Source organism: Psychrobacter sp. ER1 (assembly GCF_048631835.1).
Lineage (GTDB): Bacteria > Pseudomonadota > Gammaproteobacteria > Pseudomonadales > Moraxellaceae > Psychrobacter.
This window is the reverse complement of sequence record NZ_CP184640.1, coordinates 2,632,612-2,647,946: the sequence shown is the minus strand read 5'-3', so window position 1 is coordinate 2,647,946 and position 15,335 is coordinate 2,632,612. Positions and strand designations below refer to the sequence as shown.

11 protein-coding genes and 1 pseudogene are annotated in these 15,335 nt (G+C 42.7%); 5 read left to right on the top strand and 7 right to left on the bottom strand.

All coding sequences use genetic code 11. The annotated features are described in order from the left end of the window. The first annotated feature begins 448 nt into the window (after nucleotides 1-448). The 4 genes from folP (at nucleotide 449) to ACOBWA_RS12280 (ending at nucleotide 3,210) form a co-directional block, all read left to right on the top strand. Nucleotides 449-1,342, top strand: a complete 894-nt coding sequence (folP, locus tag ACOBWA_RS12295; RefSeq protein ID WP_420229515.1) for a dihydropteroate synthase — start codon at nucleotides 449-451, stop codon at nucleotides 1,340-1,342. Nucleotides 1,343-1,462: 120 nt separating this feature from the next. Then, complete coding sequence (locus ACOBWA_RS12290) at nucleotides 1,463-1,744, top strand: succinate dehydrogenase assembly factor 2 (protein WP_057761419.1); 282 nt, start codon at nucleotides 1,463-1,465, stop codon at nucleotides 1,742-1,744. A 52-nt stretch (nucleotides 1,745-1,796) separates the two neighbouring features. Continuing rightward, entirely contained in the window at nucleotides 1,797-2,255 is a 459-nt protein-coding gene (locus tag ACOBWA_RS12285) for a hypothetical protein (protein ID WP_420229514.1), read from the top strand. Nucleotides 2,256-2,496: 241 nt separating this feature from the next. Then, nucleotides 2,497-3,210, top strand: coding sequence for a YidB family protein (locus tag ACOBWA_RS12280; RefSeq protein WP_420229513.1), 714 nt, complete (start codon nucleotides 2,497-2,499; stop codon nucleotides 3,208-3,210). Nucleotides 3,211-3,389: 179 nt separating this feature from the next. Here ACOBWA_RS12280 and ACOBWA_RS12275 read toward each other — a convergent pair whose 3' ends face one another. From ACOBWA_RS12275 to trmB, 3 genes are all read right to left on the bottom strand, one after another. Further along, nucleotides 3,390-4,142, bottom strand: a complete 753-nt coding sequence (locus ACOBWA_RS12275; RefSeq protein ID WP_420229512.1) for a regulatory protein RecX — start codon at nucleotides 4,140-4,142, stop codon at nucleotides 3,390-3,392. Nucleotides 4,143-4,520: 378 nt separating this feature from the next. Further along, nucleotides 4,521-5,573, bottom strand: a complete 1,053-nt coding sequence (gene recA, locus ACOBWA_RS12270) for a recombinase RecA (RefSeq protein ID WP_179797620.1) — start codon at nucleotides 5,571-5,573, stop codon at nucleotides 4,521-4,523. 1,056 nt (nucleotides 5,574-6,629) lie between these two features. Continuing rightward, the gene (trmB, locus tag ACOBWA_RS12265) at nucleotides 6,630-7,469 is read right to left on the bottom strand and encodes a tRNA (guanosine(46)-N7)-methyltransferase TrmB (RefSeq protein WP_420229511.1); all 840 of its coding nucleotides are present in this window, start codon (nucleotides 7,467-7,469) and stop codon (nucleotides 6,630-6,632) included. A 201-nt stretch (nucleotides 7,470-7,670) separates the two neighbouring features. On the opposite strand from trmB, the pseudogene ACOBWA_RS12260 reads away from it, so the two are divergent. After that, nucleotides 7,671-8,598, top strand: a pseudogene (locus ACOBWA_RS12260) (DUF2628 domain-containing protein). A 45-nt stretch (nucleotides 8,599-8,643) separates the two neighbouring features. On the opposite strand, the gene ACOBWA_RS12255 reads toward ACOBWA_RS12260, so the two are convergent. The 4 genes from ACOBWA_RS12255 to ACOBWA_RS12240 form a co-directional block, all read right to left on the bottom strand. Next, complete coding sequence (locus tag ACOBWA_RS12255) at nucleotides 8,644-10,530, bottom strand: monovalent cation:proton antiporter-2 (CPA2) family protein (RefSeq protein WP_201605690.1); 1,887 nt, start codon at nucleotides 10,528-10,530, stop codon at nucleotides 8,644-8,646. 91 nt (nucleotides 10,531-10,621) lie between these two features. Continuing rightward, nucleotides 10,622-11,326, bottom strand: coding sequence for a hypothetical protein (locus ACOBWA_RS12250; protein WP_102092779.1), 705 nt, complete (start codon nucleotides 11,324-11,326; stop codon nucleotides 10,622-10,624). Nucleotides 11,327-11,633: 307 nt separating this feature from the next. Then, nucleotides 11,634-12,821 carry a cation diffusion facilitator family transporter gene (locus tag ACOBWA_RS12245; RefSeq protein ID WP_420229510.1) on the bottom strand — a complete coding sequence of 396 codons (1,188 nt, stop codon included), beginning with the start codon at nucleotides 12,819-12,821 and terminating at the stop codon, nucleotides 11,634-11,636. A gap of 217 nt (nucleotides 12,822-13,038) precedes the next feature. Beyond that, nucleotides 13,039-15,327 carry a primosomal protein N' gene (locus ACOBWA_RS12240; protein WP_420229509.1) on the bottom strand — a complete coding sequence of 763 codons (2,289 nt, stop codon included), beginning with the start codon at nucleotides 15,325-15,327 and terminating at the stop codon, nucleotides 13,039-13,041. Between the last annotated feature and the right edge of the window lie 8 nt (nucleotides 15,328-15,335).

Genomic DNA, 15,335 nt, shown 5'->3' with positions numbered 1-15,335 from the left:
CATATTCATGTTTTATAAAAAGCCCTTTATGATAGAGGGCTTTTTATTGTCATCATTTTATGAAGGATTTAGAACCCCATAAGATTTACTGGTATCATAAGCATAGATAACAATAAATAGGGCGTGTTGAACATTCACAAATAGGCACTGCTAATCGCTAAAACTGTTTCAGACAAGGGATAAAGCGACGGTAATGCTCCAGCCTTAACTAGGTTTGCAACGTATTGCTTGTATGGATCTGGGGGAAGTTTTAGGCTCAGCTCTAATATTAACAGAAGAAGACAGGACTCTTTTTTGCCATTTCATTGTTAAAAATACACGCTTAGAATGACTAAACTTACTATTTTTAATGTCGAACTGTCTAAAAAATAATCTTTGTCAGTGCCATGGTCGAATGTTCAACACGCCCTAAAACTGCATTATAAATTTTACTTGCGATGGATTATTCATGTCATTATTCCAACCTTTACCTAACTACCAAGTATCTAGCCGTGATAAAACTTTAGATTTGTCGCAGCCACATGTCATGGGCATCTTAAACGTAACGCCAGATTCATTTTCAGACGGTGGGCAGTTTAACGCAGTAGATAAAGCCGTCGCTCATTATCAGCAGATGATAAATGAAGGCGCTACTATTATCGATATCGGTGGTGAGTCTACTCGTCCAAATGCGCAAACTGTGGCGACTGATGATGAGATACAACGAGTTGTACCAGTGGTCCGAGCCATTCGTCAGCACTGTGGTGATGCCATTTGGTTATCGATTGATACTAGCAGTCCTGAAGTCATGCAGGCAGCATTTAATGAAGGTGCTGACATTTGGAACGATGTACGAGCACTGAAACGTACTGGTGCGGCAGAGCTGGCGGCTAAACTTGATATACCAGTCATGCTAATGCATATGCGCGGTGAGCCAACGACAATGAATAATCTGGCACAGTATGACAATGTGATCGATGAAGTGCGTACAGAGCTGCTCGACCGTATTAACGAAGTAGTGAGCATCGGCGTCAAACGAAGCAATATCATTATCGACCCAGGTTTTGGTTTTGCCAAAAACTATGAACATCATTGCGCGCTATTAAGTCAGCTGAGTAGCTTGCAGACATTAGGACTACCAATGATGTTTGGTATTTCTCGCAAGCGTTTCTTGGCAGAAGTATTGACCAAAAGTGGGGTGCAATCCGTAAGTATGACGCAAGCGGTAGAACGTGATTCGGCAGGAACCGCAGCTGGTCTCTTTGCCTTACAGCAAGGAGCAAGTATCATTCGTACGCATAATGTGGCGATGATGCAGCAAGCAGTGGCCTTATGGAGTCAACTGTCAGCATATCGTTGTTAATGTCACTTTATATATGCATAGTGAGATTTTAAGACTATAAATATTCTATACGCTATGCTTAGCGTCTATTTTTAAACTATCTAAACCAATAAAACTATCTCAGTTAATAAGAGTAAAACTATGACAAGTACAACTCAGCCAGAACCAACCAATGAACAGCGCCGCATCATTTATCAAGCTCGCCGCGGATTAAAAGAATTGGATTTTTATATTGATCCTTACGTCAAAGAGCTATATCTGACAGCAGATGCTACTGAGCAAGCAACATTTGCAGAAATGCTGACTCATGAAGACCCAGACTTGCTTGATTACTTTACCAATCAAAATCGTCCAGAAGAGGACGATATCTGGGCGTTGGTCAATAAGATTAAAACATGGCGCCATACCAAAGACTTGGTTTAGCTCTTAAGGAATGGATCGGCACAATATCTAACGTTTCCCATGGTACGCTTATATGACGCTAGTAACCTCGCTACGTATTGATACAGCTATCAAGCCTGCCAGTTATTTACGCGCGCTGCTATATGTAGGCTTGACTGGCGTTATGATGATATTGGCATGGTTTGCATCTTTGGCTTTGTGGCAGTATCTACTGATCTTAATAGTCTCGGTAGCGGTCGCAAGTTATCTTATTATATCGAGACCAATCCTATTACATATTAGTCAGCCATTGCTCAGTCAGCGTGTCGATAAAGAATGGCAATTACTGATACGAACGGGCCGCGGCGATGAATTATGGCAAGCAGAGTTAGTTGATATAAATTGCTACCAGTGGGCGATGAGTGTCGAATTCAATATCGTTGAGCCTTATCAAAGATCGTTTTCGACTACTATATTCCGCGATCAAGTAAATCACGAGCAATGGCGACAGTTAAGTATTTTAGCGAATACTAGTAAGAGTAATGCTAGATAACTGGTTATCTACTGGTCTTAGACTTCTCATTTTACGATGAAAAGTCCCTACACGTCATAACAAAATAGCTATCTCAAAGGACAAAGAGGTTTGTTATATTAAAATCTGTTATATTAAAAATAGAAAATAAAACTCGTAAGTCTGCTGTCCTGTTAGTAAAGAATATGTAGGCAGATATGAGGTTTCACAATTTTTAGCAGTATTTTTGTAGTAAACAATAGGATAAAAAGAGGAATAGATAATGAGCTTATTAGGGAATTTAGTGAGCCAAGTGGCACGTAGTGCAATGAATCCAGACGATGCTCAGCGTAATCCAGTTAACCAACGTACTGAAGCACGGCAGACGGGCGGACTAGGTGATATTTTAGGTAGTGTGCTGGGCGGTGGCAGTCAGGCAGGTGGTTATAGCCCTCAACAAAATAGCCGTCAAGCAGATAATGGTTTTGGCTTAGATGACATCATTGGTGGTCTCACGGGCGGTAGTCAGCGCGGCGGTATGAGTTCAGGTGCTGGCGGACTAGGTGATATTTTAGGTAGTGTATTAGGTGGTCAGCGTACTAATAGTGGGTTTGGTGGTAAAGGTATGCTCGTTGCTGCATTGATGCCTATGGTACTTAGCTGGATCAAACGTAACGGTGGTTTGAGTGGGGCGTTGTCAAAAATTACTGGTATGGGCTATGAAGGTCAAGCAAGCTCTTGGATGAGTAATAACGAAGCAAACGATAATTTAGATCCAAACGAAATTAACCGTTTGTTTGATGAAAACGAAATTCAGCAAGTAGCCGCTCATACTGGTGCTAATGAAACTGAGGTAAGACAGGGACTCGCTGAGCTGTTGCCTGAAGTAATGAATCAGCTAACGCCTAATGGCAATCTGGATAATGAGTCTGAGGCCAATGAAGAGATAGATCAAATCATTAGCCAGCTATCTAGTCGTCTTGGTAATTTTAAGTAGTTTGGCAGCTTAGAATTCGAAAATTTCTAATGGAATACTTGAAAGTCGTGTAGATTAAAATAATTAATAGTATTGATTAAAGGGCACGTTGTATAACGTGCTCTTTTTTATGTCTATTACAACAATATAACTGTCGATAAATACCGTTTGGCAGGGACAGTGATAGCGATAGTAAGGCCTTAAAATCGCTCGTCTAGCGTCTCTGTTGTATGGTTAAGTGCGGCAAAGCATATATCGGTATTAAACCCTCTATATTGTAAAAATCGTAGCTGCTTGGCTTTTTCCTTTTGCTCAACTGGTATCTCATTACCGTATTTTTTGGTACGTGCTATCACCGCCAGTTTTAGCCAATCTACACCATCGACTAGGTTGTCTGCATCATCATCTACAAACTCACTAAATTCATCAGACTCAGTATTTGCCATATCGATTAGCTCATCGATGTTACCTGGCATAGCAATCTTCTTGCGATAGAATTCTTGTTTGATCCGACCACGTCCGCGGCCTTTGCGAATGTTCTCACGTATCAACATTAGGGTAGTGCGATAATCACTTTGATAACCTTTTTCTTCAAACTCATCAAGTAGTGCGTCAATTTTTTCTGGGTCTTGTTCTTTGTCGATCAGCTTTTGCTTTAGCTCAGCCTTACCGTATTCGCGGCGTGATAAATAATAAAATGCGAGCCAACGTAATCGACTTTCTGCTTTAATCGCATCGATCTCTGCTTGTTTTTGTTCAGGGGTTCGTAAGTAAGCTTTGAGCGCGGCTGGTATGTTATCGTTTTGGCTGTCTGCTTCACTACCATTGATAGCAAAAAGCTCAGCTTCATGTTCTGAGTTTTTGGATAGTGGCTCAGTGCTATCACTAGTACCAGTGGTCAAACCATCACTAATTTCGTCATTATGAATGTCGAGTTTGACTTCTGCCAGCATCTCTTTGATGGTTTGCGCTTCAGGTGGTTGATATATAGGGGTATCACTAGGCTCAGCGGTAAAATTAGCCGCTGGGTGAAAACGCTTTTTACGTTTTTAGATTTAGAGTTCTTTTTTGACTTAGGAGAGGAGTCTTCAAAGAACGCTGTATCAATAGTAGCGTCATTCGTGACTGAATCATCTTTACTTGAACGAATAGCCCGTTTACTAGGTTTCTCTCGTTTTTTAGGCTCTTTCGTATGAGAGTTTTTGGACAGTTTTTTTGATTTTCTATCAACAGAACTAGCTGAGTCGGGTGCCGACTCAGCTAGAATTTCAGCTAAGGTTTTAATTTTCATAATAAATCATAGTAACTGACAACGGTTAATCGCTAAACCGTTATTGTACAGGTTCAGAAGCCTGTTCTGCATCTTCAGTTTCGTCGGCTTTGCTATTTTTCTTTGTACCAAGCTTTTCGTCACGAATCTTGTCTTCGATTTCTTGAGCAATGGCAGGGTTCTCTTTTAAGAAAAGCACAGAGTTGGCTTTACCTTGACCGATTTTTTCGTCGCCATAGCTGTACCAAGATCCTGCTTTGCCAACAGCTCCAATCTCTACGCCTAAGTCGATAACTTCGGCTAAGTGATTCGTACCTTCACCGTAAGTAATTTCGAACTCAGCTTGGCGGAAAGGTGGTGCCATTTTGTTTTTGATAACTTTGACACGGGTCTGGTTACCGATGATTTCATCACCGTTTTTGACCGCACCAATGCGACGAATATCCATACGTACAGAGGCGTAGAATTTCAGCGCGTTACCACCAGTTGTGGTCTCAGGGCTACCGAACATAACACCAATTTTCATACGAATCTGGTTGATAAACACCACCATACAGTTAGAGCGTTTGGCGTTACCAGTGATTTTACGTAGGGCTTGGCTCATCAGGCGCGCTTGCAGACCCATGTGTGAGTCACCCATTTCACCTTCAATTTCTGCACGTGGCGTCAAGGCGGCTACTGAATCAATTACAATCATGTCGATCGCGCCTGAGCGTACCAACATATCGGTGATTTCAAGTGCTTGCTCGCCATTGTCAGGCTGCGAGAGCAATAAGTCATCAGTATTTACCCCAAGCTTGCGTGCATAAACAGGGTCAAGCGCATGCTCAGCATCGATAAAGGCACAGGTACCGCCTTGCTTTTGACATTCTGCAATAGCTTGCAGGGTCATGGTGGTTTTACCTGAGCTTTCTGGGCCGTAAATTTCAACGATACGGCCTTTTGGTAGACCGCCAATGCCAAGCGCAATGTCTAATCCTAGAGAGCCTGTAGAGACCACGTCGACATCCATAATGGCCGAGTCATCGCCTAGATGCATGATGGTGTTTTTACCAAATTGCTTTTCGATTTGACCTAATGCCGCTTTGAGGGCTTTGGCTTTATTGTCGTCCATATTGGATTCCTTGTTTTCGGTAGTTAAGTTGATGCTATAAATAAAATATTGGTACGGTTAAAACCTTTGGCAAACGCATACTGACTGTTATGAAGTCGGCAATTATTGTCTGGCTGTTTTATCAAAAAATAGGTTGTCACGTGACTGGTATAGGTAGTAGTATCGAATGTATCGTTCTACTATACAGTAAAATTAAATAGCGAGAGAAGTAAAAATAAGTCCGTAATACACTGTCGTTATCGTTGTTTTTAAGTCAGACTTGGCGTGCTAATTACTCGACTCAACTTCTTAACGCTGTTGATTTGATAAGGTAATTATAACAAAAGCAAAGCACTATAATGAGCGTTGAGGGATGCTAGACGACACTATCTGTCGTATGGTATGACGCTGAAAATCTATAGAAATGATGCGATAGGTCGCTGTTGTTTTGAACCTGATAATGACTATGCTTGTCAATAGATTTAGGAGTTGTCCACAACAAATAAAAGGCTTATTTTCGCTAATTGTGAAACATTATGAATAATTAAATTATTTTAGAAATTATTTAAAATAATTTTTTATGTGTGTGAATTTAATATAAGTATTTGATTTTAAATGATTTATAAATTGTACAAAAAATGAACGATTTTACCTTATCCTTTAAGTTGCTTAGCTATAAAGTTGTCAAGTAGTGACTTATGCACAGGGTTATCCACAGCTTATGGGGAGAACTCTGTAAAGCCTTATAATACATAAGTTTACGTAGATTATTAGTGCTAGGAACGGATTCTATATTTTTTTCTAATCACTTTAGAGAAGCAGTTTTGTCTACAAACAACGCTATGAGCGCTATGTTTCACAAATTATAAATTTATCTTTTTTATGCATAATCATACTATAGGCATTAAAAGTCAGGAGTATGACTCAAGATATATACCTAAGATGTCAACAGACATAGTTATGCATAGGATGTCTAGTATTTTTAGAGATATTTTCTATAGCCTATAGAAGGCCACAAAAAAGCGGCTACATCAGATAGCCGCTTTGTCAAAACACTTAAAAGTAGAGCTGTATTAATCAGTCTTTGATATAGATCAAATCCCACACGCCATGCCCACGGTCGAGGCCACGACGCTCAAACTTAGTCATTGGACGAAAGTCAGGACGCTCAGTGAAATTACCTGTACCTGCTTTGTTAGTCAATCCAGCGAAACCATCCAATACTTCAACCATCCAAAATGCATAATGCTCCCAGTCAGTTGCTGTATGGAACCAGCCGCCTTGTTTTAAGCTGCGCGTGACGATGGTCATACGTTCAGGACTGACAAAACGACGCTTATAGTGACGCTTCTTTTGCCATGGGTCAGGGAAGTATAGCTGAATACGGTCGATATGGTTTTCTGGTAATTGCTTGAGCAATTGAATGGCATCACCGTTGATGATTTTTACGTTGCTCAAATTTTGGGTGCCAGCCATATAAGCACATTTACCAATACCAGGCTCATGCACTTCTACACCGACAAAGTTACGAGTAGGGTCAGCGGCCGCCATTTCAATAAATGAATCACCCAAGCCAAAACCAATCTCTACCGTAAGCGGCGCATCTGGACCGTTAGGGCTATCAGCAAATAACGTACGTAAGTTGTCAATACCGGTAAGATCGCCATCACCAAAACTGTTATTGACCAAATACTCAGAAAACTCTGGAGCAGTTAGTGCAAGCTCAGCGTTTTTGTTCATGTGCGTACGGCGCTTCATAAACGTATTGACGATGCGGATATGATTGTCAGAGGTCGGCTCTATCTCTTGGCTAGTGCTGTTATCGATATCGATAGGCTCACTTGTGCTATTAAGGGTTTGCTCATCAGTAGTATCGGTACTATTGACGTTGTCATTGATATCAGAATGTTGACTCATAGGATTCGTAAGGCTTAATTAGGTGGGTGATGTTTGCTTATTATAAGTTAAATCCATACAACTGTGAACGGACAATCCTATTTTCGCGTATTTGCTGGTCAGTGCTGTGGTTTCTCTATGTTACACACGGGTTTTGGCGTTATCATATAATGGTATCTTTCAAGTGCTTTTCCTAAGAGTCAGCAAGTAGAGCGTGTTGCCATGTTATTTATCGAGACAGATTCACCGCCACCATTTTATCAAGAAGCGCTAACACCTGCTAAACGTAAGCAGTTAGACAAGTGGTTCATCGGTAATCGTAGCCAGCGTTATTATCTCAAACGCTTTGAGCAGTTTGATCAGCAAGGTTATCTGTCGCCAAAATGGCATTGGGCTGCATTTTTTATCACTTTTCCTTGGTTGCTATATCGCAAGCGCTATATGGATGCGATTGTCTATAGTGTCGCAGGGTGGTCTTTTATCCAGCTTAATGTGGCACTGGTGCTAGTCGCCTTTGAGTTTGTAGCGATGTCCTATGTACCAGATGTTTATCAGATGGCAACACGTATCGGTATTGCTGCCGTTATTTGGTTGTTTTGGTCGTTCATGGTGGCACGCTGGACGGATGCGTATTACTACCGTATGGCAAGGCGTGAGATCGCTGATGCGATAAATGATCATCCGCGAGATGAGGCAGCACAGAAGGCACATTTGCAAAGAGAAGGCGGCGTTAGCTTGTTCGGACTGGCATTAGGATTTGGTTTTTTGCGTTTTCGCTATTGGTGATTAAGGTGCAGTTTTTACCGATTATTGCCAAGCCAAAAGCAAACGAAGTGTTGTTTGATGCTTATGATATTGCAAAGAATGCCCAAAATCGAGTGGCGTTGATTTATCAGCAGACAGGGCAGTGCCCAGTAAGTTTGCCTCTGAGTACCGAGCAGCAGCAGATACGCATGCATGTCGATACTCAAGCTGCTGGCGTAACAGAAACCGACTGTGCGGTAGTAGCAACGATTCAGAACGTGACGTTTCCGATACGCTATTTAAACGAGCAGACGTTGGTCTTTTATCATATACCAGACAGTGATAATTGGGATTGCACCAGCTCACTGAATAAAAACAAGCTCCTAAAAACTGCATAGCTGATTAGGGGCTGTGCTTTACGAGTGTTTATAGATGTTGCTAGTACTGAGAGCTAATGCTTAGAGTCCGTTGCAGTATCATCCTTTTCCTCAACTGGTGTTGCTTGGCTCTTTAACGCCTCATAAAAATCGGTCAAATCCATTTTACGTGCTTTACCAATATCTTCATCAAACAAGCTTTCGAGCTCAGCCATTGCTGATTGCGCGGACTCAATCATGCTGGCTTCATCATCGTAGATAGCTTGTTGACGTTCGATCAAGTCATCATCATAATCACGGAATGTTTTTACTGTTTCTCGTGCTTTTTCTGGAGAAATACCTAACAGCTGTAGTGATTCGCGTGACATGTCCAAAGATGACAAATAAGTCTCACGCCAGATGTGTCGCACACCAACCTCACGTAAACGATAATAGTGCTGACGATCGCGCGCTCTTGCCAATACAATCAGTTCAGGATAATTTTTGCGTAAATACTGGGCGGTGGTGATAGAACGCTCTAAGTCATCGATAGCCAGAATAAACACCCGCGCTTTTTGAATACCTGCCGCTCGTAGAATTTCAGGGTTCTTTGGGTCGCCATAATAGACTTGGTTACCGAATTTTCTTACGAAATCTACTCGGTTTGCAGAGCGTTCGATAGCGGTAAATTCGATATTATGCATGCGCAGTACACGGCCAATAATCTGTCCGACGCGGCCAAAGCCTGCAATAATGACCTGATGCTCATGATCGGGAATGGTATCGTATTCGCGACTCGGTTTACTCTTGGCAAATAACGGCTCACCCACTTTTTCTAATAACAAGAATGCCAGAGGTGTTAGCGCCATCGAGATGGTAACCACAAGATTGAGAGTATTAGCAAGCTCGGGGCGCAAGACGTTTTGAGCAGTGGCAACACTGAATAGGACGAAGGCAAACTCACCACCTTGGGCTAAGGTCACGCCTAATCTAATACTGGTCGGCCAGCGATTGCCCGATACTTTGGCAATACCTGCAATCACTGCAAACTTGATGAACATCAATGCGAGTGCGCAGCCAATAATGAAGATGGGTTCTGCCAAAATAAGTTTGACGTCGGTAAGCATACCGACTGACATAAAGAACAGACCTAATAGCAACCCTTTAAAAGGTTCGATACTAGCCTCTAGTTCATGACGATACTCAGAATCAGCGAGCAATACACCTGTTAAAAATGCACCCAACGCCATTGATAGACCAATTTGGCCCATCAAGATAGATACGCCCATCACGATAAATAGCGCGACCGCTGTTAGTAGTTCTGACGCACCACTGGAAGCCACAAATTTGAAGAAGGGTCGAACCACGTAACGGCTGGCAAAAATCAGACCGGCAAAGACAGCAAATACTTTACCAAAATAAATCAAATCGTAGCTTTGTTCACGCACCCCTGATAAAAAGGGAATGATTGCTAATAATGGAATGACCGCAATATCTTGGAATAGTAAGATAGTGAAGGCTTCTCGACCATGGGTGCTTGAAAGCTGCTGCTTTTCAGTCAGTATCTGTAGTACAAACGCGGTAGAAGATAGGGCTAAACCAAAACCAACGATAAAGGCGGTATCTAGTTGTAAGGAGAAAAACTGGTGTAATAACCACATCAGTAGCGTACCAGTCAAACCGACCTGCAAACCACCCAACACAAATATAGAGCGGCGTAATGCCCAGAGACGCGAAGGCTGGAGTTCAAGCCCGATAATAAACAGCAGCATGACCACACCAAACTCTGAAAAGTGCAATAGACTTTCAGCGTCGCCTGCCACATCCAAGCCACTTGGACCCAATATTAGTCCAGTGATGAGATAGCCTAAAACCGTTGCAATGCCGAAGCGTTTACCAAGAGGGACAAAGAGCAATGCTGCTCCCAAAAAGATAGTGGCTTGCAACATGAGATTTGGTGAGCCGGCGGCGGCAGCAAACATCTGGGCTCCTTAAAAATTTGAATAAAATATACGATATAAAATCAACGTGACTAAAATCAGTATGGCTAAAACGATATCGCGCTAGTATCTATTATTTTTTGCGATAAATTTTCCACACACCATTGTCTGCAAGCGGATTATTATAAGCATCGTTGCGGCGTTTACGCGGTGTCTGGCGACTATCTACAATCTTAAAGTCAGGCAGGGCATGTACAATAAGACCCGTACGATAAAAGCGTACTCGCTCAGGCTCTAGCATTTCGCCCTTATTATCGCGACAAAAAACATAGGCACGCAGATCGATAAATTCACGATGCGCTACCAGTCGCGCTTCCTCGTCGTTATCTAGCACCGCTGTCATGCGCTCAATTTCATCATCCGTATATTGACCACATTTATCAGTCAGGGCGCCTACTGATCCAAAGCTTTTAGATTCTTTGGCGCGTGTCTTAGTTAAATGTAGACGCTGAACATGATAGATGAATTGTGGTATCTCAAGGCTGGCAGGAAGTGGCAAGTAATCAGGTGGCATATTGGCCGCTGGATAAAAATCCTTTGCACGCTCAAGCAGATTTTGCCAACGTTGCTGATAGGTTTGGACTTCGGCTAAGTTGCCTTCATAAATAGGCATGTCACGGATTTGTCGCAAAATATCAGGTGGAAACTGTTCATTACGAAAGTTTGCAATGTCTTCTTGCAGCGTTGATAACAAAACTTTGGCGTGTTTTTTGCCATCTTTTGATGCAGGATCATCGATATAGTCTGGGGCGACAAAGGGTGCTGAGCGTCTAGACATAGTGTTGTATCATCAATAGATAGAGTGAAAATACCAAAAAGTATGATTATAAAAATTAACTGGGGTGCTAAACAAAACTTTATAATAGTTATTATAACCACATAAGCCGATTTGAACTTAAGTTTTTTGAATGGAATAAAGCAAAAGTTTGTCGCAAATCACGACTGTCTTAATGTGATCTAGATTCTAGTTCTAATTCTACGTAACTTTTAGTATGAACCAGTATCAGATGCCTATACTTGTATTTTCTAGGTCGTGTTTCAAGTTATTGACTTCTTTATTCAATCACTTAGCTGAAAATGTATCGTTAATGGTTATGACCAATATGACTATTACCATCAGGTAGCTGTCCCGAAATATCACAGACCAATGCATCGCTATGTGCGATATTCTGCGGGTGAGACGAGCTTTCGACCTGAATAGTAGCATGGTGAATACCAAGCTCTAGCAGTCTTTGTTCGAGACTGGCAATTAGAATATTTGATTCATGGATACTCATTTCACCATCTACTACTACATGACAGGAGAGTGCATTGAGACCGCTAGTAATACTCCAAACATGTAGATCATGTACTTTTTGTACTTGAGAGTCTTCGAGTAATTTTTGCTCTACATCGACTAGCGATATATTGGCAGGCGTTCCTTCCATCAATATATGCACAGAATCACGTACAACGCGGTAGCCACTTATTAAAATAAGTACGGCAACGATTACTGATGCCACTGCATCTGCCCATACCCAACCAAAACCCATCATAAGTAGTGCAGCGATAATCGCAGCTACTGACCCTAATAAATCGCTCAATACATGTAAATAAGCGCTTTGCATATTGAGGTTAACGGGTTCTGCATTATTAGGTTTCTGCTCTGTGATTTGGGCATCATCCGTACCATGACTATGATTATGACCATGTGACTCGCCACTTTGACTACCTCGGTGCATTAGCCAAGCGACCAGAATATTGATTAACATACCGATAGTCGCTACGATAAGCATGCCTTGGGTCGCAATCTCTGGCGGTGAGTTAAAGCGTTTAATTGCTTCATAAAAAATCATCAAAGCAATTATGACAAGGGTAGCACCATTTACCGTAGCGACTAATATCTCGAAACGCTTGTAGCCGAAAGTTTTCTGATGGGTAGCCGCTTTTTCGCCGATTTTAAATGCGACCAAAGTGGCGCCAAGCGCTATCGCATCGCTTAACATATGCCCTGCATCGGACAGCAAGGCCAAACTACCGGTAAGCCAGCCACCAATGGCTTCGATAAACATATAACCGGTAATGATAATAAAGCTGAACAGCAACGTACGCTGATAGCCCTTGGTATCTCGTGCTGTAGTTGTCTGCTCTAGATGCTCATCATGATCGTGATGGCCTTGGTTTTCTTGAGTGTAGTTATTTTCTTCATCTTCGCGAACGTACTTAGGCACATCCGTATTATTATGCTGTTGGCTATGATTGTGCTCGTCAGAGTTTGGATTATTTGGATTCATAATAATACTCAAATTCGCTGATAATTGCGTTCGATAGATGGTGCTTACTGATAAGTGATGCTTGCTATGGGTAGAGTAGGCATAGAGCCTTGATCGCATATCATTTGATAGTTATAAATTTAACATAGCCAAGCATGAGAAGCTGTAACGACGAAGTAAACATGATGAGGAGATGAGTAGAAAGATATGCACCCATTTGTTGAGAGCTGCGTGAGAACTACCAACCGACAGGATCAATGTCCAAAGTAAGCTTAAGGTATTTAGCGCTTGGTAGGGCAAGCACTGGTTGCCACCACTGTCCCAACACATGGTGCAATTGACGACGATCTTTAGCCAGTAGCAAAAGCTGTGCATGGTAGCGGCTGTTCTTTTTACTCATGGGCGCATCAATAGGACCGAGAACAGCGAGGTTATGAGCATTCGGCAAATGCGCAATAGCATCCTTGAGCGCTTGAGTGGTAGCTGCCAATGTTTTGCCTTCACAGCGTATCAATGCAGCATGTCGATGAGGAGGTAAGCCCATCATTTGACGCTCTTGCAGTAGCTCGCGTGCAAATGACAAGTAGCCGTCTTTGACCAATTTTAATAGTAACTCGTTATCAGGTTGCAACGTTTGAATCAATACGCGGCCAGCTTTGTCACCTCGACCAGCACGGCCAGCCACCTGAATCATGAGCTGCGCGGTATGCTCTGGTGAGCGAAAGTCTGCTGATAGAAATCCGCGATCGGCATTGGGTAAGCAAACCAGCGTGACATTGGGGAAGTGATGCCCTTTGGCAACCATCTGTGTGCCGACCAATATGGCAGGGTTGCCTTTATTGATTTGCTCATAAATATTTTCCCAGCTGTCTTTGCGTCTTGTGGTATCACGGTCTATCTGAATAATCGGATAGAGCTCTTTGCTAGTTTGAGGGTTAGCAAAGATTGCGTGTAGATTTTCGCTAAGCCTTGTCGTTCCCATACCTTTGGCATCCAGGTTTTGACTGCCACAATCAGGGCATACGGTAGGGATATAGGCTTGCCAATCGCAATGATGGCATTTCAAATAAGAGTTGTTTGAATAACTGTTTCGCTGAGCTTGGCTATTATAGTGAACGGTCAGGTGCGCGTCACAGCGCGGACAATCTGCTTGCCAGCCACAAGCCTCGCACAATAGAACAGGCGCATAGCCACGACGATTCAAAAATATTAACACCTGATCACCAGCTTCTAGCGTTTGCCGTATCGCTCCGATCATGGCATCCGTCAGCCCTGTATCATAGCGTGCACCGTCATCTTGTGCCTGTTGATGGGTGCTTTGCAAGCGAGCATCGATCAGTTGCATGGTTGCAGGCTTGGCATTGCCCGGACGAGTAAGCAGTTGGTATTCTGATAGCTTGCTATCATCGACCAGTTTTAAATGCTCAAGAGAAGGTGTGGCAGTACCAAGTATCACTGGGATTTTGTATTGCAAACCTCGATAGAGAGCGACATCAGCGGCATGATAACGTAATGTGTCTTGCTGCTTGTACGAACCATCATGCGCCTCATCAACGACAATCAGGCCTAAGTCTGCGAAAGGATATAGCACAGCCGAACGTGTACCGATCACGATTTGTGCATGACCCGTACGGCAGTCTTGCCAACCTTGTAAGCGATGAGTGTTAGTCATGCCAGAATGTAATAGCACAATATGGGCTGCGAACCGACTGGCAAATCTTGCCCGCGTTTGCGGTGTGAGACCAATCTCTGGTACTAAAATAAGAACCTGTTTACCAGCTTCTAGTACAGCTTGCATCGCTTGCAGATAGACTTCGGTTTTACCACTACCAGTAATACCATTGAGCAGAAAACCAGTATAAGTATCTGATTCATGGGCAGCAATAATAGCGTCGACAGCAAGTTTCTGCTCATCATTGAGATCAAGTGGCATTTTTGCCAGTTTGACTGGAGCAGGTGCTTGTTTTGGCTGAATATAGCGTTCGACTAACCCTTTATCTTCTAGCGTCTTTAAAAAGGCTCGTTGCATTCCTTCTAATAGCAATACATCTTCACTTGCGCCGTGCTGACCATGTAGCTTTAGCATGTCGAACTGCTGCTTTTGTTTCTTGGCATTGGCTCGAAAATCATCATCAGTAATATGAGGTAAAATACGCCAATGGGTAATCAGCAAGTCTAATGGTTTGCCTTGACGGACAAGACTTGGCAGGATAACTGCTAACACGTCGCCAAGTGGATAGTGGTAATAGCGTGCCAACCAGTAGGCAAGCTTGAGCATGTCCGAGTCCAAAATAGGCTCAGCATCTAGACATTTATTAATAGGTTTGATCTTGTTAGCAGGTACGCTGCTATCGTCTTGTGAAATATGAGCAATCACAATACCAATCAGAGTCTGACGACCGAATGAAACCTCAACACGGCTGCCAATTTGCGGTATCGCACTGTCTGGCAAAGCAAGCATATCAGCTGGTAGGCTATAGTCAAACACCCGATAAAGGGGAACGGGTAGAGCAACTTGTACCAACATAAACGGCT